This is a genomic window from Selenomonadales bacterium 4137-cl, assembly GCA_032334055.1.
GTDB lineage: Bacteria > Bacillota > Negativicutes > Sporomusales > UBA7701 > Anaeroselena > Anaeroselena agilis.
This window is the reverse complement of sequence record JAUOZS010000001.1, coordinates 1,637,406-1,654,151: the sequence shown is the minus strand read 5'-3', so window position 1 is coordinate 1,654,151 and position 16,746 is coordinate 1,637,406. Positions and strand designations below refer to the sequence as shown.

General features: G+C 59.7%; 20 protein-coding genes. All 20 read right to left on the bottom strand.

Annotated elements, in window-relative coordinates:
• Nucleotide 1: 1 nt before the first annotated feature.
• Entirely contained in the window at nt 2-1,069 is a 1,068-nt protein-coding gene (ispG, locus tag Q4T40_08790; protein ID MDT8901332.1) for a flavodoxin-dependent (E)-4-hydroxy-3-methylbut-2-enyl-diphosphate synthase, read from the bottom strand.
• 5 nt (nt 1,070-1,074) lie between these two features.
• A complete protein-coding gene (rseP, locus tag Q4T40_08785; GenBank protein MDT8901331.1) occupies nt 1,075-2,103 on the bottom strand; it encodes an RIP metalloprotease RseP in 1,029 nt (342 codons plus the stop codon).
• A gap of 24 nt (nt 2,104-2,127) precedes the next feature.
• On the bottom strand, nt 2,128-3,282 hold the full coding sequence (locus tag Q4T40_08780) for a 1-deoxy-D-xylulose-5-phosphate reductoisomerase (GenBank protein MDT8901330.1): 1,155 nt from the start codon (nt 3,280-3,282) through the stop codon (nt 2,128-2,130).
• Nucleotides 3,283-3,305: 23 nt separating this feature from the next.
• Nucleotides 3,306-4,133, bottom strand: coding sequence for a phosphatidate cytidylyltransferase (locus Q4T40_08775; GenBank protein ID MDT8901329.1), 828 nt, complete (start codon nt 4,131-4,133; stop codon nt 3,306-3,308).
• Nucleotides 4,134-4,141: 8 nt separating this feature from the next.
• On the bottom strand, nt 4,142-4,912 hold the full coding sequence (locus Q4T40_08770) for an isoprenyl transferase (protein ID MDT8901328.1): 771 nt from the start codon (nt 4,910-4,912) through the stop codon (nt 4,142-4,144).
• A 41-nt stretch (nt 4,913-4,953) separates the two neighbouring features.
• Nucleotides 4,954-5,157 (bottom strand): hypothetical protein, encoded by a 204-nt coding sequence (locus Q4T40_08765; GenBank protein MDT8901327.1) that lies wholly within the window; start codon nt 5,155-5,157, stop codon nt 4,954-4,956.
• 2 nt (nt 5,158-5,159) lie between these two features.
• Entirely contained in the window at nt 5,160-5,720 is a 561-nt protein-coding gene (frr, locus tag Q4T40_08760) for a ribosome recycling factor (GenBank protein ID MDT8901326.1), read from the bottom strand.
• The gene (pyrH, locus tag Q4T40_08755; GenBank protein ID MDT8901325.1) at nt 5,710-6,447 is read right to left on the bottom strand and encodes a UMP kinase; all 738 of its coding nucleotides are present in this window, start codon (nt 6,445-6,447) and stop codon (nt 5,710-5,712) included. Before pyrH ends, frr begins: the two co-directional genes overlap by 11 nt.
• 123 nt (nt 6,448-6,570) lie before the next feature.
• Nucleotides 6,571-7,227 carry a translation elongation factor Ts gene (gene tsf / locus Q4T40_08750; protein MDT8901324.1) on the bottom strand — a complete coding sequence of 219 codons (657 nt, stop codon included), beginning with the start codon at nt 7,225-7,227 and terminating at the stop codon, nt 6,571-6,573.
• A gap of 105 nt (nt 7,228-7,332) precedes the next feature.
• Nucleotides 7,333-8,049 (bottom strand): 30S ribosomal protein S2, encoded by a 717-nt coding sequence (rpsB, locus tag Q4T40_08745; GenBank protein MDT8901323.1) that lies wholly within the window; start codon nt 8,047-8,049, stop codon nt 7,333-7,335.
• Nucleotides 8,050-8,231: 182 nt separating this feature from the next.
• On the bottom strand, nt 8,232-8,747 hold the full coding sequence (locus tag Q4T40_08740; GenBank protein MDT8901322.1) for a hypothetical protein: 516 nt from the start codon (nt 8,745-8,747) through the stop codon (nt 8,232-8,234).
• An 8-nt stretch (nt 8,748-8,755) separates the two neighbouring features.
• On the bottom strand, nt 8,756-9,067 hold the full coding sequence (locus Q4T40_08735; GenBank protein MDT8901321.1) for a hypothetical protein: 312 nt from the start codon (nt 9,065-9,067) through the stop codon (nt 8,756-8,758).
• Nucleotides 9,068-9,091: 24 nt separating this feature from the next.
• The gene (locus tag Q4T40_08730; GenBank protein ID MDT8901320.1) at nt 9,092-10,714 is read right to left on the bottom strand and encodes a FapA family protein; all 1,623 of its coding nucleotides are present in this window, start codon (nt 10,712-10,714) and stop codon (nt 9,092-9,094) included.
• A gap of 26 nt (nt 10,715-10,740) precedes the next feature.
• Nucleotides 10,741-11,487, bottom strand: a complete 747-nt coding sequence (locus Q4T40_08725) for a FliA/WhiG family RNA polymerase sigma factor (GenBank protein ID MDT8901319.1) — start codon at nt 11,485-11,487, stop codon at nt 10,741-10,743.
• 29 nt (nt 11,488-11,516) lie between these two features.
• Nucleotides 11,517-11,849, bottom strand: coding sequence for a hypothetical protein (locus tag Q4T40_08720; protein MDT8901318.1), 333 nt, complete (start codon nt 11,847-11,849; stop codon nt 11,517-11,519).
• 13 nt (nt 11,850-11,862) lie between these two features.
• Complete coding sequence (locus Q4T40_08715; GenBank protein ID MDT8901317.1) at nt 11,863-12,348, bottom strand: chemotaxis protein CheD; 486 nt, start codon at nt 12,346-12,348, stop codon at nt 11,863-11,865.
• Complete coding sequence (locus Q4T40_08710; GenBank protein ID MDT8901316.1) at nt 12,348-12,971, bottom strand: chemotaxis protein CheC; 624 nt, start codon at nt 12,969-12,971, stop codon at nt 12,348-12,350. The genes Q4T40_08715 and Q4T40_08710 overlap by 1 nt, the downstream gene beginning before the upstream one ends.
• A gap of 35 nt (nt 12,972-13,006) precedes the next feature.
• Nucleotides 13,007-13,474 (bottom strand): chemotaxis protein CheW, encoded by a 468-nt coding sequence (locus Q4T40_08705; GenBank protein MDT8901315.1) that lies wholly within the window; start codon nt 13,472-13,474, stop codon nt 13,007-13,009.
• A gap of 12 nt (nt 13,475-13,486) precedes the next feature.
• A complete protein-coding gene (locus tag Q4T40_08700; protein MDT8901314.1) occupies nt 13,487-15,565 on the bottom strand; it encodes a chemotaxis protein CheA in 2,079 nt (692 codons plus the stop codon).
• A gap of 1 nt (nt 15,566) precedes the next feature.
• Nucleotides 15,567-16,631 carry a chemotaxis response regulator protein-glutamate methylesterase gene (locus Q4T40_08695; protein ID MDT8901313.1) on the bottom strand — a complete coding sequence of 355 codons (1,065 nt, stop codon included), beginning with the start codon at nt 16,629-16,631 and terminating at the stop codon, nt 15,567-15,569.
• Nucleotides 16,632-16,746: the final 115 nt, after the last annotated feature.

Below are 16,746 nucleotides of genomic sequence, written 5' to 3'. Positions count from 1 at the left end.
ATTATTCCTCCTCGACGAGTTTATCTATTTCGGCGAACAGCGCCGCAATCAACTGGTCCTCTGGCACCTTGCGGAGAATCTCCCCCTTGCGGAAGATCAGCCCCTGCCCTTTGCCGCCGGCCAGGCCGATGTCTGCTTCCCGCGCCTCCCCGGGGCCGTTGACCACGCACCCCATCACCGCCACCTTCAGCGGCTTCTTCATCGCCTTGATTCGCTCCTCCACCGCCCTGGCGACGGCTACGAGGTCGATCTCGGTTCGGCCGCAGGTCGGGCAGGAAACGAGGGTCGGGCCGTATTCCCGGAGGCCGAGCGACTTCAAAATCTCGTTCGCCACCCGCACCTCCTCCACCGGGTCGCCGGTCAGCGATACGCGGACCGTGTCGCCGATGCCCTCGGCCAAAAGAGCGCCGATGCCCACCGCCGAGCGGATAATACCGGTATTGACCGTGCCCGCCTCGGTGATCCCGAGGTGGAGCGGGTAGTCGACCGCCTGCGACATCTGGCGGTAGGCCTCCAGCGTTAGCGGCACGTCATGGGCCTTGAGAGATACCTTGATATCGTAAAAGTCCAGATTTTCGAGAATGCGGATATGTCCGAGAGCGCTCTCCACCATCGCGGCGGCGGTGGCGTGGCCGCCGTGTCTGGCGAGCAGCGCCTTATCGAGCGAGCCGGCGTTGACGCCGATGCGGATCGGCACGCGGCGCTTCCTGGCCGCCTTCACGACAGCCGTGACATGGTCGGGGTCGCCGATGTTGCCGGGATTGAGCCGCAGGCCGTCCACCCCCCGCTCCAACGCCGACAGCGCCAGGCGGTGGTCGAAGTGGATATCGGCGACAATCGGCATGTCGCCCACCGCCGCCTTTATCGCCGCCAGCGCCTCGGCGGCCGCGGCGTCGGGCACTGCCACCCGTACTATGTCGCACCCGGCGGCGGCGAGACGGCCGATCTGGGCGACGGTGGCGGCCACATCGTCCGTCTTGGTGTTGGTCATCGACTGCACGGATACGGGCGCGTTGCCGCCCACGGTTATCTTGCCGACACGGATCGGCGCGGTGCGTTTGCGTTTCATGCTCATCACCAGAAAATCCGCGTAATATCTTTGAACGTCGCCAGCAACATCAGCGTCATCAAGAGCGCGAAACCGATCGTCTGAATGATCTGCAGCTTGCTGCGGCTTAAAGGCTTGCCCCGCACGGCCTCGAACGCCAGCGTCACCAGGTGGCCGCCGTCCAGCACCGGCACCGGCAGGAGATTAATGAGCCCCAGGTTTATGCTGAGGAAAGCCGCGAACTGGAGCAGCGGCAGAAAGCCCATCCGGGCGACCTGCCCAGTCATCTGGGCGACCCCGATAGGCCCGGCTACGTCTGCGGGCGCCTGCCCGGTGATCATCTGCACCAGGCCGCCGAAGATCGCGGCCGTCACCACCACCGTCTGCTTCACCGCCATCACGAAAGCCTCACCCGGCCCCGGACGGTAGTTCGTTACCTGTGGCGTTACGCCGATAATGCCGCGGTTCGTTTTCGCGTCGTATTCGGGAACGATGGCCGCCTCTTTCGTGACGCCGCCGCGGTCGTAAACGATCGTCACCTTTTTGTCGGCGTTGACCCTGATAACCTGGACAAAATCCATCCAGGTATCAATCTTGCCGCCGTTAACGGACATGATGCGGTCGCCGGCGGCCAAACCGGCCCGGGCGGCCGGTCTGTCGGCGATGATACTGCCGATAATTGGCTTGTCGGAGGCATTGTCCACGCCCGCGCCGAGCAGCACGATGAAAAACAGCAGCGCCGGCAGCACAAAATTCATCACTGGTCCGGCGGCGATCACCAGCATGCGGGCCCAGATCGGCTTCGCGCCGTAAGATTTTTCGGTCTGCTCCTCGTCCGGGTCCATACCGGCGATCTTCACGAAGCCGCCTAACGGAACGAGGTTGAGGGAATAAACCGTCTCGCCGAATCTTTTGCTGACCAGGGCCGGCCCGAAGCCGATGCCGAACTCGCGCACCGCCATGCCGGTAAGGCGGGCGGAGACGAAGTGGCCGATCTCGTGGACGAGGACCAGCAGACCCAGCACAAAGACCGTGGCGATAATCGTGGTTGTCAAGAAACTTCCACCTCTTCCAACGGGTTATTTAAGCTCGGGAATAATCCGGGCGACGAACGCCCGCGCCCATTCGTCGGCGGCGCAGAGGTCCGCGAGCGTCGGCGAAGCGACGTCCGCGTGCGCGTCGAGCGCGCGGCGGACCGACGCGGTAATGGCGGTGAAAGTGATTTCCCCGGACAGAAAAGCGTTGACGGCCGCCTCATTGGCGGCGTTGAAAACACAGGGCGCGGTGCCGCCGCGCCGACCCGCCTCGTAGCCCATGGCCAGAGCCGGGAAACGGTCGGTGTCAGGCGGCGCGAAGGTAAGCGCGGAAAGCGCGGTGAAATCGAGGCGGGCAAAATCCGCCGGCCAGCGGTCGGGGAAACTGAACGCGTACTGAATCGGCAGGCGCATATCGGGGCGCCCGAGCTGAGCCATCACCGACCCATCCACGAATTCTACCATCGAATGGATGATGCTCTGGGGATGGACGACAACGTCGATAGCGTCATAGTCCATATCGAACAGCCACCGGGCCTCGATCACTTCCAGGCCTTTATTAGCGAGCGTCGCCGAATCGACGGTTATCTTGCGGCCCATCGACCAGTTCGGATGCTTCAGGCACTCCGATACCGTAACGCGCGGCAGCGTCTCCTTGGCCCGCTCGCGAAACGGCCCGCCGGAAGCGGTGAGGATCAGGCGGCGGACGCCTGCCCTGCCCTCCCCCTGCAGGCACTGGAGAATGGCGCTATGCTCGCTGTCCACAGGCAAAATGGCTACACCGCGCCTGCGGGCCGCGGCGGTTACGAGTTCGCCGGCGGCAACCAGCGTTTCCTTGTTGGCCAGCGCGATATTCTTGCCAGCCTCGATCGCCGCCAGCGTCGGCCTCAGGCCGGCGAAGCCCACCAGCGAAGTCAGGACGGTATCGGCCTCCGCCAGCGTCGCCGCGGCGATCAGCCCCTCCTCGCCCGCCATGATCTTGGCAGGGCCGCGGTAATGGCCGCGCAGCCGGTCGGCCGCCTCGCCGTCCGCGAGCACGGCCAGCGCCGGGCGAAACCGGTCGAGCTGCTCGGCGAGCAGCCTGTCGTTGTGATGGGCCGCCAGAGCGACGACCCGGAAACGGTCGGGATGGGCGGCCGCGACCTCAAGGGCCTGGGTGCCGATCGAGCCGGTCGACCCCAGTACGGCGATGCGTTTCACCATCATAGTCTCCTAACGGCGCGTCAGCGCACGATGAAAATCTGCAGATAATAATAAACGGCCGGGGCGGCGAACATGACGCTGTCGAAGCGGTCCAGCACCCCGCCGTGGCCGGGCAGCAGGCGCCCGGAATCCTTGACGGCGCAGAACCTTTTTATCGACGACTCGACAAGATCGCCCACCGGAGCCACGACACCGACCAGCAGACCGATAGCGGCGCTGTGGCCGAGCGGCAGCGCACACGCGGCGCCCATGGCGGTCACACCGATCACGCTGCCTACCACGCCGCCGATGGTCCCCTCCCACGTCTTGCCGGGACTTACCTTCGGCGCCAGCTTGCGGCGGCCAAACCTTGAGCCCACCAAATAGGCGAAGGTATCGGACGACCAGGTGCCGACGAACGCCAGCCAAAGATAAACCGCGCCAGCCGATAGAGGACCGAACTTGGTGGCCATCAGCACCGAATAGTCGGTGAACCGCAGCAGCACCAGATGGGCGAACGCCAGGCCGACGTACACCACGCCGGCGATAGTGGCGGCCGCGTCCTGGAAGGAAAAGCGCTCCGGAGCGAACACCATTTTCGCCAGCGCAATAAAAGCGATCAGCAGCACCACCGCCATCGTTTCGCGGGCATTGCCCAGCCAGGCCGTTCCCCAGATGAGGACTATGCCTGCCACCCCCAGCCAATAGGCTGTCTCGACCTGGCGACAGCACGCCATCGCCGAGAACTCGTGCCAGGCAAGCAGCGTGAGAAGAAGGGCGGCGGCGGCGAATACCCACTGCCCGTAGTTTACTACGAAAATGGCGATGATTATGCCGACTACGGCTGTCACAACCCTGTGGATGAACATCTATACACCTACTTGGTCAGCCCGCCGAACCGCCGGTCGCGCCGCTGAAAATCGGCAACCGCGGCGATAAGGTGCTCGGGCCGGAAATCGGGCCAATTGATATCGGTAAACCAAAACTCGGCATAGGCCGCCTGCCAGAGGAGGAAATTACTGATCCGCAGGTCGCCGGCCGGACGGATGAGCAGATCGAGGTCTGGCAGGCCGGCAGTGTAAAGATGGCGGCTGATGACCTCCTCGCTGACATCCTCGGCCTTAAGGCTGCCGGCGGCCACCGCGGCGGCGATCAGCCGGACCGCGTGGGTAATCTCCGCGCGTCCGCCATAGTTCACCGCTATATTCAGCACCAGCCTCTCATTCGCCGCGGTCACGCCTTCCGCCCGGTCGATCTTGGCCTTGAGCCCGGCGGCCAGCTCTTCCGTTTTGCCGCTGAAGCGGACCCTGATGCCGTTCGAGTTAAGCTCTTCAATCTCATTGTCGAGATAATCGGAAAAGAGATTCATCAGCAAATCGACTTCCTCCGCCGGTCGCTTCCAGTTCTCGGTGGAGAAAGCGTACGTTGTGAGCACGCCGATGCCGAGCTCGGCAGCCGTACGAACAATAGCCCGCAATGCCTCCGCGCCGGCCCGGTGGCCGAAGGTGCGCGGCAAGCCGCGCTTTTGCGCCCAGCGCCCGTTGCCGTCCATAATAATGGCAACATGACGCGGCACGCGCGCCGGGTCAAGATCGCCGTAAGAGCTTTCACTCCGCTGGTCAGAACGTCCGAACCATTTTTTCCACACGGCAGCATGGCACCTCGACATCGTAATTATAAGCCCCCTCGTTACGAGGGGGCTTTCCCCATCTTTGCTGCGACAAGCAGACGTCGCCCGCCGTCTTCGTCCCGCAGTTCCCTGACAACATAAAGCATATCCTCCGCCAGGGGAAAACTGTGGCGCGTCGGCCGGGTAACAGTCACCGAAAATGCGATATTGCCCGCCGTCAGCGCCTCCGCGGCGTCCTTCAGCGGCATTCCGACGGTCTCCATTGCTACACTTCCATTATTTCCTTTTCTTTGATAGCCATAACATGATCCACTTCTTTTATATACTTATCAGTCAACTTCTGGATGTCTTCCTGCCCCTTCTTGACCTCATCCTCGGAAATAGAGCGGTCCTTTTCCAGCTTCTTGATCGACTCGTTGCCGTCGCGGCGCAGGTTGCGAATCGCCACCCGGCATTCCTCGGCCTTCTTGTGCACGACCTTGACCAGCTCGGTGCGCCGCTGCTGGGTCAATTGCGGGATACTCAGGCGGATCACCGAACCGTCGTTGTTGGGCGTCAGCCCGAGATCGGATTTGAGGATCGCCTTCTCAATCGTACCCAGCATCGTCTTCTCCCAAGGCTGAATGGTCAGCAGCCGAGGCTCGGGAGCCGAAATGTTGGCCACCTGGCTGAGCGGGGTCGGCGTACCGTAATAATCGACCGCGATCTTGTCGAGGAGCGCCGGAGTGGCGCGGCCGGCGCGCAGGCTGCCGTACTCCTTGCGCATAACCTCCAAGGCCTTCTTCATTTTGTCCTCGTGACTGGCATAAATGTCCTTAACCGTCATTTTTCATCCCTCCAACAATAGTGCCGATATTTTCGCCGCAAGCGGCTTTCAGAATATTGCCGGGTTCATCGATGCTGAAAACAACGATTGGAATCCTGTTATCCATACAAAGGCTGGTCGCCGTCGAGTCCATTACCCCCAGACCGCGTTGCAGCACCTCGATATATTCGAGCTCGGTGAACTTCTTGGCGTCGGGATTCTGGCGCGGGTCGCAATCGTACACGCCGTCGGTGTTGCGCTTGGCCATCAGAATAACGTCGGCCTCGATTTCCGCCGCCCGCAGCGCGGCGGTCGTATCGGTGGAAAAATAAGGGTTGCCGGTGCCGGACGCGAAAACCACCACCCGGCCCTTCTCAAGGTGGCGGATGGCACGGCGGCGGATATAAGGCTCAGCCACCTGACGCATCTCGATCGCCGACTGCACCCGCGAATCGACGCCAGAGTGCTCAAGAGCGTCCTGCAGGGCCAGCGCGTTCATCACCGTAGCCAGCATACCCATATAATCGGCGGTCGCCCTGTCCATCCCCTTCGAACTGCCGGCCAGGCCGCGCCAGATATTGCCGCCGCCGACGACGATCGCAACCTCGAGCTCGGTAGTGCGCTTGATCTCCCTGATCTCGCGGGCAATCCGCTCCACCGTCTCAGGATCGATGCCGTAGCCTTTATTCCCGGCGAGAGCTTCGCCGCTCAGTTTCAGGACAATACGCTTGTACTTACCGGCCTGCATATCAGTAAAACCCCCATTTTTCAAGTCTTTTCTACGAATTGGCGGTCAAATCCTTTATTTGCCTGTCCGGCTGTTTAGAAAAAAGAGAACACCAAGGTGTTCTCTTTCTTGGCCAGCGGGCTGCTAGCAATTTTTAACCGTCGCCATAACCTCGGCGGCGAAATCCGCGCTCTTCTTCTCGATGCCTTCGCCCAACTGGTAGCGGACGAAACGCCGCACAGAAATATTTTCGCCGATCTTGGCGATCTTCGCGGTAATAAGCTGGGTCACGGTCGTATCCGGATCCTTGATGAACGGCTGCTCCATCAGGCAATTTTCCTTATAGTACTTCTCAATACGGCCTTCCACCATCTTCTCGGCGATATTGGCCGGCTTGCCCTCGTTCATAGCCTGGGCTTTCAGCACTTCGCGCTCATGGTCGATAATCTCCGCCGGCACCTCCTCGCGGCGGACATAAGCAGGATTGGACGCCGCCACCTGCATCGCCAGATCCTTGGCCAAAGTACGGAAATCTTCCGTTTTAGCCACGAAGTCGGTCTCGCAGTTCAGCTCAAGCATAACGCCGATGCGGCCGCCGCCGTGTATGTAAGCCTCGACCACACCTTCCGCGGCCACCCTGCCGGCGCGCTTCGCGGCGGCGGCCAGGCCCTTCTCGCGCAGAAAATCGATCGCTTTGTCCATGTCGCCGCCCGTCTCGGTCAGCGCCTTCTTGCAGTCCATCATGCCGGCGCCGGTGCGCTCGCGCAAATCTTTTACCATTTCCGCAGTTATCATACCCATCCTCCTGTCAAATATATAAATCAGGCTTGCACCAAATATCGTCAAACACGTCCTAAAGGGAAACTAAGGTAAGGGAGCGATTGGCCGTCCCTTACCTTAGCACATTTACTCGCTCTCGCTTTCTGCTGCTTCCATTTGCTCACCCTGCTTGCCTTCGAGAATGGCGTCAGCCATCTTGCCGGTAAGCAACTTAACGGCGCGGATGGCGTCATCGTTGCCGGGGATGATGTGATCGATCTCGTCGGGATCGCAGTTGGTATCGACGATCGCCACGATCGGGATACCCAGCTTGCGGGCCTCGGCCACCGCGATCCGCTCCTTGCGCGGATCGATGATGAACAACGCCCCGGGCAGCTTGCGCATATTCTTAATGCCGCCGAGGAACTTTTGCAAACGCTCCTGCTCGTGACGGAGGGCGATGACCTCCTTCTTCGGCAGGACCTCGAACATGCCCTTCTCTTCCATCGTCTCGAGCTCGCGCAGACGGTTGATCCGGCGCTGGATGGTCTGGAAGTTGGTCAGCATGCCGCCCAGCCAGCGTTCGTTGACATAGAACATCTCGCAACGCTGAGCCTCTTCGCGGACAGCCTCCTGGGCCTGCTTCTTCGTGCCGACGAACAGCAGCGTCTTGTTCTCGCCCGCCAGCTCGCGCACGAAATTGTACGCCTCCTCAACCTTCTTGACCGTCTTCTGCAAATCGATGATGTAGATACCGTTGCGCTCCGTAAAAATGTACGGAGCCATCTTGGGGTTCCACCTTCTGGTCTGGTGGCCGAAATGGACCCCAGCCTCCAGAAGCTGCTTCATGGAAATAACCGACATACTCTGGACACCTCCTGTTTTTTCCGCCGCCTGCCGCATTTTCCGCCGTCCACCGGTTCGTCCGGCACAATCGGGGAATTGTCAGGCGTGTGTGATATTACACCAAAAGTTAGTATAGCATAATTACCTGACGCCCACAAGCATAATCGCCGGCAATTCGCTTACTAGTATCGAAAAAACAATCATTTTTTATTCAACTGCAGCAGCAGAATTATTTCTCCCTTGCCTGCACCCGTCATCTTGGCGATCTCGGTCACGCTGTACCCCTGCTCGGCCATCGACAAAATAAGCTTACGCCGGTCGGCGCCCGGCGTCTCACGGGCAGGCTGCTCCTCTATAGGCGCGGCCTGCGAAGGCGGCGGCTCGGCGGCAAGACGAACATCGACCGAAGCGGCCGGCTCCTGGGCTGGAGACGCCGCCGGGGACGCGGGCTCGTCCGCCGGCCGGGAAGCAGCAAGCCGCTTGTCAAGCTCGGCAATCCTCGCGTCGGCCTCATCCAGCAAATACTCCAGATGGCCAATCTGCGTTTCCAGGCGGCGGATGGCCGCATCGGCCGTCCGCTCCAGCTCCTGCTGAAACTCACCGGCGGACGACGCCGCGTTCAAAGTGAACATCCGGGCGATCATACCCCGCTTGTAAACAATGAAAAAAACAAAAAAAAGAATAATGACGACAAAGACCATCGTCCCTGTTAGCATAACCCACCTCAAGTCTTGATATCGATCGTATGACCACGGATGGGGTCGGGGCTGTCTTCGGCCTCGTCCTCATGACGGCGGCTGCCCTTATTGTTCTCCTCCTGGTGCTTCTCCTTGCCGTCGGCATCCGCGTTAACCTTGCCGCCGGCGTTTTGGGGGGATTTTTGCACCTGTTGCTGGCGCGCGGCGGCAAGCTTCTGCCACTGATCGGCGCCCTGCTGCTGCTGCAAAGCACCCTGGTTGTCGGCAATCTGCTGGACTTTACCTACCTCGGTCACCCGGGGAATAAGTACCTGGAGGTCGATGGCACGAATTGTCACGTCCTCCCCTCCCCTACTGTCAACTTAACGGAACGACCCGATTCTGATCTCCCCGTCCTCTGCATAAAAAGAAGCGTACTTCAGCATCTCGCGCACCGGCTTTACAAGCGTGCCGATAACAATCTTCACACCCGGATAAACGACATCCGAAACCCTGATGCGGCCGTAACGCATCTCCTCAAACAACAACTCGATCTCCGTAATCCGTTTACGCATCGTTTCCACCTGGCCGGCCATATGAAACTGCGCTTTCGTCAGCTTCAGCATCATCTCGCGCTTCTCCGGCGACAGATCGGACTGATTGACGGACCGGAGCACATTGAGAGCTTTCTGCGCCTGATCGAGAGTAACCTCGTTCTTCCTCAGCTCCTTGCGCAGCTCGGTATACTCGGCGCGGATCACGGGATTGACCCCCACCTCGAGATCGGTGGCCACCGCCAGATGCGTCCCCACCGTCTTCGCGCGGATCTCCTCGGCCGCGATAACGTGGCCTCCGGCGATGAAGCCGCGGCGGCCCTCCACTATCACCCGCTTACCGGCGCTAACGTTGCTGTGAAGAATCACATCATTCACCATCACGTCGCCCTCGGCGGAAACGTTGGCATTCTCGATGAACTTGGTCGTCACATTCTCCTTGGCGCGGACATAACCGCGCTGCATCCCCTGGATGCCCATCCTGATGACGATATTACAACCTTCCACCGTGCCGCCGCTCACCGACCCGTAAATTTCCACATTGCCGTCGGCCTTGACCGTAAAACCCGACTGCACCGAGCCGCGCACCACCACATTGCCGACAAACTCGACGTTACCGGTGGAAAGATCCACATCGCCCTTGATCTCGATCACCGGCGACACGTGCAACTTATTATTCACGAACTGCAACTGCCCGGCGATCGCAGCCTTGATCAGACCGCCGTCCGCATACACATTCTTGCCGAGCGGCATGGGGATATCCTTGCCCGGTTTGGGGAAAATCGGCTGGCCGATAACATCCACGCCCGGATTCCCCGCCGTAGGCGGAATCTTTTCCGCCAGCAGGTCACCCTCGGACACCACGGTGAAAAGATTAAGATCCTTGAAATCGACCCGGCCATCCTCAAGCTCGACCGGGCGGCCCTTGGCATTCGTATCGTGAGCGAAGCGGATAGCCGCGTCGCTGCCGTTAACCGGCGCATCGCCGCGGGCGCACGTCACCGGCGTTCCCGGCCGGTCGAAAGCCCGCTTCACAGCCTCCATATCGATACCCTGGACGACACCGGCGGCGTGGATTTTCTCCAACACCTCTTCGAAAGACAGCGGACGACTGCCTTTCGGCTGGATAATCTGCAGCGACGCCGACATCCGGTCGCGGTCGACCAGCACCTGAATCTCCGGCTCCTGGACAGCGGCCGTCATCTCGGCGATCTTCACCGGCGTGCCGCTAGCCTCCTTGACAATACGGATAATCGCGGAAAAATTCGCACCCTGAATATCGCGACTTTTCAGCTCAGCCATAACCAGCGGCTCCCTTACCGGAGCACCCGCGCCTTGGGCAGGATTCACCGTAAGATAAATGCCGTCTTCATTATAGTCTACCTTAAAAGAGCCATCGACATCTGCGGAAGCGCCGGATTGATTGGCGGCGTTCTTTTCCTCGTCGTTCATTACATACACCTCGCTTTACTCTGAGGCTACAGCAAGCTGGACTTAAAACGGGACAGCGCGCCGCGCAGGCGGAAGATCGCCTTCGTATGAAGCTGGGAAATCCGGGCCTCTGTCAACTTCAGAATCATACTGATCTCCTTCAGCGTCAGTCCCTCGTAATAATACAAAGTAACAACCAGACGCTCCTTTTCCGACAGGCGCTCGATAGCCTTCGCCAAAGTCGCCTTGACTTCCTCGTCCTCAAGAAACTGGGACGGATTAGGGGCATGGCTGGCCGGTGACTCCGTTTTTACATAATCCTCCAGCGGAACCAGCGTGCAGCCGTTCAGGGTATTGATAAGCGTGTGGAACTGAGGCACCGAAACCCCCATAGCGCCGGCGATCTCCTCATCGGTGGCCGACCGGCCAAGCCGGTGCTCCAGTTCGGACAGAGTCTGCTCATACTGACGGGCCTTCTGCCTGACGGTAGCCGGGATCCAATCCTGGGCACGAAGCGAATCGAGCATAGCGCCGCGGATGCGGGCCACCGCATAAGTCTCAAACTTCACCCCGCGGGACAAATCATAACGCTCGATCGCCTCAAGCAACCCGAAAAAACCGTTGCTGATCAGATCATCCTTATCGACATGCTGAGGAAGACCTACAGCTATCCGCCCGGCAACCAACTTCACCAGCGGAAGATAATTCTCGATCAGTTTTTCGCGGATGTCGGCCCGCCGGCTTTCCCGGTATTCCGACCACAAATTCTGCAAAGCGAGCCCGGCGTCTGGCATTTACCAACCCCCCCTGTCCCCGGCAACAGTCATTTCACCGAAACGTGCTCTAAACTCTCCGGGTCCATAGGGTTGAACTGGGGCGTCGCGTGAGACGGATTAAGAAGCTCATCGTTATCAATAATGCCGTCCTTACTAATAATATCGACTTTATTCCTGCCGGGCTTAATGCCGCCGAAACGCCGCCGGTAATAGCCCTCGGCAAGATACGCGGCCAGGTAAGCGGCGAGTGCGCACCCGACCAGCGAAATCGCCGACCGGTATAGAACCGTAGGCAGCCGCACGCCTTTCGCCAGCCCAACGGCCGCAGTGACAACGGTGACAACCAAAGCCAACCCAAGAGCGATATACAACTTAACCATAATGCTCCCCCGGTTACAGTTCTTTTTCACCCTTATCAATCGTCTTGACACGGAAAACGCCGTTGTCCAGCTTCAGCTCAACCGTACGTCCGTAGTTGCCGCCGCAATCCTCGGCGATCAGCCTGAGATCAAGCTTTTTCAGCATCATCCGCACCGCTTCGCTGTTACGTTCCCCGACGCGCATAATATCGGTGGCGTTCGCAAACGTAAACATCTGCGCGCCCCCGGCGATCTTCGCCAGCAAGCGGCTCTTCACCGCCCCCATCTTCAGCAGGTCATCGAGCATCAGCGGCAGGCACGTATCGGCAAATTTGGCCGGATTGTCCGTCGACCGGGCCTGGTTGCTGTCAGGCAGCATAATATGCGCCAAACCGCCGACTTTGGTCACCGGATCGAAAACCGCAATACCTACGCAGGAACCAAGGCCGTAGCTAATAAGACTGGCGGGGTCACGGCCGACCTTGTAATCGGCCATGCCAACCTTAATCAATTCAGCCATTATTCCTTCACCCCTATTGCCGCGAGAATCGTTCCCAGCGAACCGGGATCGGGGATGAGAAAGAAATGGCCCTTAACGCCGCCGTCACCCTCGGTGGAAAACTCGGTCTCGATAACGAGAGCATGATCGCCCATCTGACCAAGCTGGCTCAAAATAACACTCAGAATTGCTCCCGCCATATCGATCGCCAGAGCGGGGATTGAAGGCAGCAGGGTAAACTTGGTAAAAAAGGACAGCGCGTTAAGATAAGCGCCGGCCAAAATATTGCCTATTTCCAACAGAGCGGACTCATCCATCGAATCGAGGTGATCTGTCAGACCGCGCTCGCGGCCCATAAGCATATCGACCAGCAGAAAGGCGCTGTCGCGGGGGAGCAGAAAGAGAATGCTGCTTGGCGCCGGGCCGAACACGCGCAGAAAAACGCCGGCCACCATAATCTCCGGCCCGCCGACAACATCGGGCACCTCCCCCAGGGGCAAAATCGCCACCTGCGGCACCGTCATGTCGATTTTGCGGTTGATAATCTGCGACAAAGCCGTAGCCGCATTGCCAGCCCCGACATTGCCCACCTCTTTCAACGCATCCAGTTCCAGCGACGAAAGCTTCATTATATCTTCAGTCAAAACATCCACCCCGTTCGGTCATAATCACCGGCAGGTCAACCGGTCTTGCCAGCTTCGGCGCCAACACCGACAATAGCGGCGAGATTGAGGAGAATCAGCAGGTTTCCGTCCTGCTTGCCCACGCCGCTCAGATACTCCGCGCTGACGCCGCCGACCACCGTATTGGGCGGCTCGATATTCTCACTGCTCAGCGTCGTCACCTCGGAAACGGCGTCAACAATCAGACCGACGACAATCTCCTCCACCTTAACAATGATGATGCGGGTATCCTCGGTATAGTCGGCAGGCGGCAGCCTGAGGCGTTTCTTCAGATCGATGACCGGCAGGACGCTGCCGCGCAGGTTAATGACGCCCTTGATATAATCCGGCGAATTGGGCACGCGGGTAATGTCCATAATCCGCTTGATTTCCTGCACCTGCAGAATGCTGATGCCGTAATCCTCGCGGCCGAGCTTGAAGATAACCAGTTGCGTTTCCCTGTCCGTGTAAGTGCTTTCGGCCATGTCTATCCCCCCTTACTGCATTAACGAGCCGACATCGAGAATAAGAGCCACCCGGCCGTCGCCGAGAATCGTAGCCCCGGCAAGAACCTTTATCGAAGCCAGCAGCTTGCCCAGCGACTTGATTACAATCTCCTGCTGGCCGATCAGCGTGTCGACGATTACGCCCGCCTTCTGATCGCCCATGTGGACGATAACAACGTAAAGCTCCTCGGCGTCTTCGTTCCCGGCATGGGAAACGCCGAGAACTTTGCCCAGGCGGACGATCGGGATAATCTGCCCGCGCAGGAGGATAACCTCCTGGTTCTGGATCGTCTTGATATCCCCAGGGGTGATATTGATCGTGCTGTCGATCGACCCCAGCGGAATGGCGTAAATCTCCTCGCACACCTTCACAAGCAGCGCCTGGATGATCGCCAGCGTCAACGGCAGCCTGATCTTGAACCGCGACCCCTCGTTGACCTTGGTCTCGACATCCACCATACCGCCCAAAGACTCGATCTTCGTCTTCACCGCGTCCATGCCCACGCCACGGCCGGACACGTCCGTCACCACCCTGGCGGTCGAAAAGCCTGGCAGGAACAGCAGGCGGACAGCCTCGGCCGCATCCATCTTCTCGGCCTCGGCCTGGGTTATCATCCCTTTTTCCAGCGCTTTCTGCTTCACGATCTCAGGATTTACGCCCGCCCCGTCGTCCTCGACCATGATGATGACATTATTGCCCTCATGGCGGGCGATAAGGCGAATCTCGCCGACCGGATTCTTGCCCTTGGCCTCGCGCTCCGCCGGGCTCTCAATACCGTGGTCGATCGCATTGCGCAGCAAGTGGACGAGCGGGTCGCCGATCTCGTCGATGACGGTCCGGTCAAGCTCCGTCTCCTCGCCCTGGATGATAAGGTTGACCTCTTTACTCAGATCACGCGACAAATCGCGCACCATGCGGGGGAAGCGGTTGAAAACCTGGCCCACGGGAACCATGCGGACCTTCATCACCACCGCCTGGAGATCGGTTGTAACCCGGTCCATCTGCTCGATCGTCTCCGTAAGATCGGTAAGGCGATGGCTGAGGCCGATCTGCTCAAGGCGGGTCTTGTTAATGACAAGCTCGCCCACCAGATTGAGCAGCGTGTCAAGCTTCTCGATATCCACCCGCACCGATTGACCGCCGCGGAGCTTCTTATCCGCCATCGCCGGCGCATCCGCCGCCGCGGGCGCCTCGGGTCTTGCAACCGGCAGCTCGGCGTCGCGCCTCTTCTCGGCGGGCTCCGGCGCGGAAACAGCGGCGACAGCCTGTTGAGAAACCGGCGCAGCCGATGTGGCGGCGTCGGGAATTGCCAGCGGCAGCACGGTGGCTGTCTCGATCTCCGAAATCGCCAGCAGAGTATGCTGCACCTTTTCCGGCTCCGCATCACTCAGCGCCACGACCGTGAAACTGTGGTCGAAATTCTCCTTCTCCAAATCCTCGGCCGGCGGAACGCTCTTAATAACGTCGCCGAGCTCGTCGAGGGCGTTCATCACCATATACGCCCGGGCCGACTTCAACAGGCAGCCCTCGCGCAGCGCCACCTGCACCTCATAAGCCGCGTAGCCCTGGCGATTCGCAGCCCGGATCACTTCGATCTCGGTATCGTTGAGAACGATACCGGACGAAGTGGCGGAAACAGGAGCGGCGGCCTTCTTCTCAACGGCGGCCGGGACGGGCTCCTCCGCGCCGTTGCCGGCAGCCAGCTTGGCCAGCTTGGCGGCCAGCGGTTTAATATCCACCGTTGCCTCACTGTTGCTGGCGATACTCTCCACCGACTGCTCCAGCGTATCCAAACACTTGAACAGCGTGTCGATGATCGCGGGCGAAGCCTTAAGCTGACCCTTTCTAAGCAGATCAAGCACATTCTCCATCTCATGGGTCAGCTCGGCGATCGCCGTAAACCCCATTGTGGCCGACATGCCCTTGATAGTGTGCGCGCTGCGGAATATCTCGTCCAACACCGACAGATTGCGTGGATCGTTCTCGAGACTTAGCAGGCACTTGTTTAGAGTCTGAAGGTGTTCGCGCGACTCTTCCAGGAACATCCCCAAGTATTGATTTAACTCCATTTTACACACCTCCGTGTTTGCTTTGCAGGTGTTTGACGATTTCGCCGGCGACACCGGGCAACGGCACGACTTTATCCACTATCCCCAGTTCGATAGCCGCTTTCGGCATACCGAACACCACTGTGGTTGACTGATCCTCGGCGATGGTAAACCCCCGGCCGTTCTTGATCGCCTTCAAACCGCGGGAACCATCGGCGCCCATCCCCGTAAGAATCACGCCCACCGCCCGCGGTCCGTAGATCCTCGCCACCGCCTCCATCGTCGGATCGACCGACGGCCGGTGACCGCCGATGGGTGGCTCCTGGTGGAGACGCACCACCGTCTTCGCCCCCTCGCGCACCAGCGTCATATGAAAATCGCCGGGAGCGATCACCGCCAGGCCGGGCTTCAGAATATCGCCATCCTCCGCTTCCTTCACCGACAGAGCCGACAAACTGTTGAGGCGGTCGGAGAGCGATTTGGTGAACCCGGGAGGCATATGCTGAACAATTACTACCGGGCACGGCAGATTGCCGGGCAGACGGGTCAGAATCTCCTGCAGGGCGCGCGGGCCGCCGGTCGAAGTACCGATGGCGACGATCTGCTCGTCATGGCCGGGGGCGAACGCCGGAGGCATGACAGGCGCCGGCGGGACAGGCTTCGGCGGCGCCGGCGGCCGGATCAGCTGGCGCACGTTGGCGCGGGCCGCCGCGCGGCACTTGGCGAGAATCTCCGTCCTGATCCTGTCGATGCTCGATATCGGCCCGGCCGTTTTGGCGACAAAATCCACCGCTCCGCACTCCAGCGCCCTGAGCGTGGCGTCCGCACCCTCGCGGGTCAGGCTGCTCACCATCACCACAGGCGTCGGAATCTCCCGCATGATCGTCTCCAGAGCGCTGATGCCGTCCATCACCGGCATCTCGACATCCATAGTAACAACATCAGGCTTCAGACGTTTGATCTTATCAATGGCATCCTTGCCGTTGCGCGCCGGCTCGAGAACGGTAAAATCGCTTTCAGCGGCGAACAGGTCGGATAACACTTTGCGCATAAATGCGGAATCATCAACGACAAGCACCTTGATCACAGCTATCCCACCTCCCCGAGAAATGAAAGCGAACACCACACCAAAAAAATACCGATAATGTATATTTCCATAATTTTGCCCCGCTACCTTTCGCTATTGCGACAAATTTCAGGAA

Excerpts from the sequence above, each read along its gene's own strand:
- tsf (MDT8901324.1), bottom strand. The coding sequence starts at position 7,227 with ATGGGTATGATAACTGCGGAAATGGTAAAAGATTTGCGCGAGCGCACC.
- Q4T40_08725 (MDT8901319.1), bottom strand. The coding sequence starts at position 11,487 with ATGCCAGACGCCGGGCTCGCTTTGCAGAATTTGTGGTCGGAATACCGG.
- rpsB (MDT8901323.1), bottom strand. The coding sequence starts at position 8,049 with ATGTCGGTTATTTCCATGAAGCAGCTTCTGGAGGCTGGGGTCCATTTC.
- Q4T40_08765 (MDT8901327.1), bottom strand. The coding sequence starts at position 5,157 with ATGGAGACCGTCGGAATGCCGCTGAAGGACGCCGCGGAGGCGCTGACG.
- Q4T40_08705 (MDT8901315.1), bottom strand. The coding sequence starts at position 13,474 with ATGGCCGAAAGCACTTACACGGACAGGGAAACGCAACTGGTTATCTTC.
- Q4T40_08775 (MDT8901329.1), bottom strand. The coding sequence starts at position 4,133 with ATGTTCATCCACAGGGTTGTGACAGCCGTAGTCGGCATAATCATCGCC.
- Q4T40_08730 (MDT8901320.1), bottom strand. The coding sequence starts at position 10,714 with ATGAACGACGAGGAAAAGAACGCCGCCAATCAATCCGGCGCTTCCGCA.
- Q4T40_08720 (MDT8901318.1), bottom strand. The coding sequence starts at position 11,849 with ATGGTTAAGTTGTATATCGCTCTTGGGTTGGCTTTGGTTGTCACCGTT.
- pyrH (MDT8901325.1), bottom strand. The coding sequence starts at position 6,447 with ATGCAGGCCGGTAAGTACAAGCGTATTGTCCTGAAACTGAGCGGCGAA.
- Q4T40_08715 (MDT8901317.1), bottom strand. The coding sequence starts at position 12,348 with ATGGCTGAATTGATTAAGGTTGGCATGGCCGATTACAAGGTCGGCCGT.
- Q4T40_08740 (MDT8901322.1), bottom strand. The coding sequence starts at position 8,747 with ATGCTAACAGGGACGATGGTCTTTGTCGTCATTATTCTTTTTTTTGTT.
- Q4T40_08700 (MDT8901314.1), bottom strand. The coding sequence starts at position 15,565 with ATGGAGTTAAATCAATACTTGGGGATGTTCCTGGAAGAGTCGCGCGAA.
- ispG (MDT8901332.1), bottom strand. The coding sequence starts at position 1,069 with ATGAAACGCAAACGCACCGCGCCGATCCGTGTCGGCAAGATAACCGTG.
- frr (MDT8901326.1), bottom strand. The coding sequence starts at position 5,720 with ATGACGGTTAAGGACATTTATGCCAGTCACGAGGACAAAATGAAGAAG.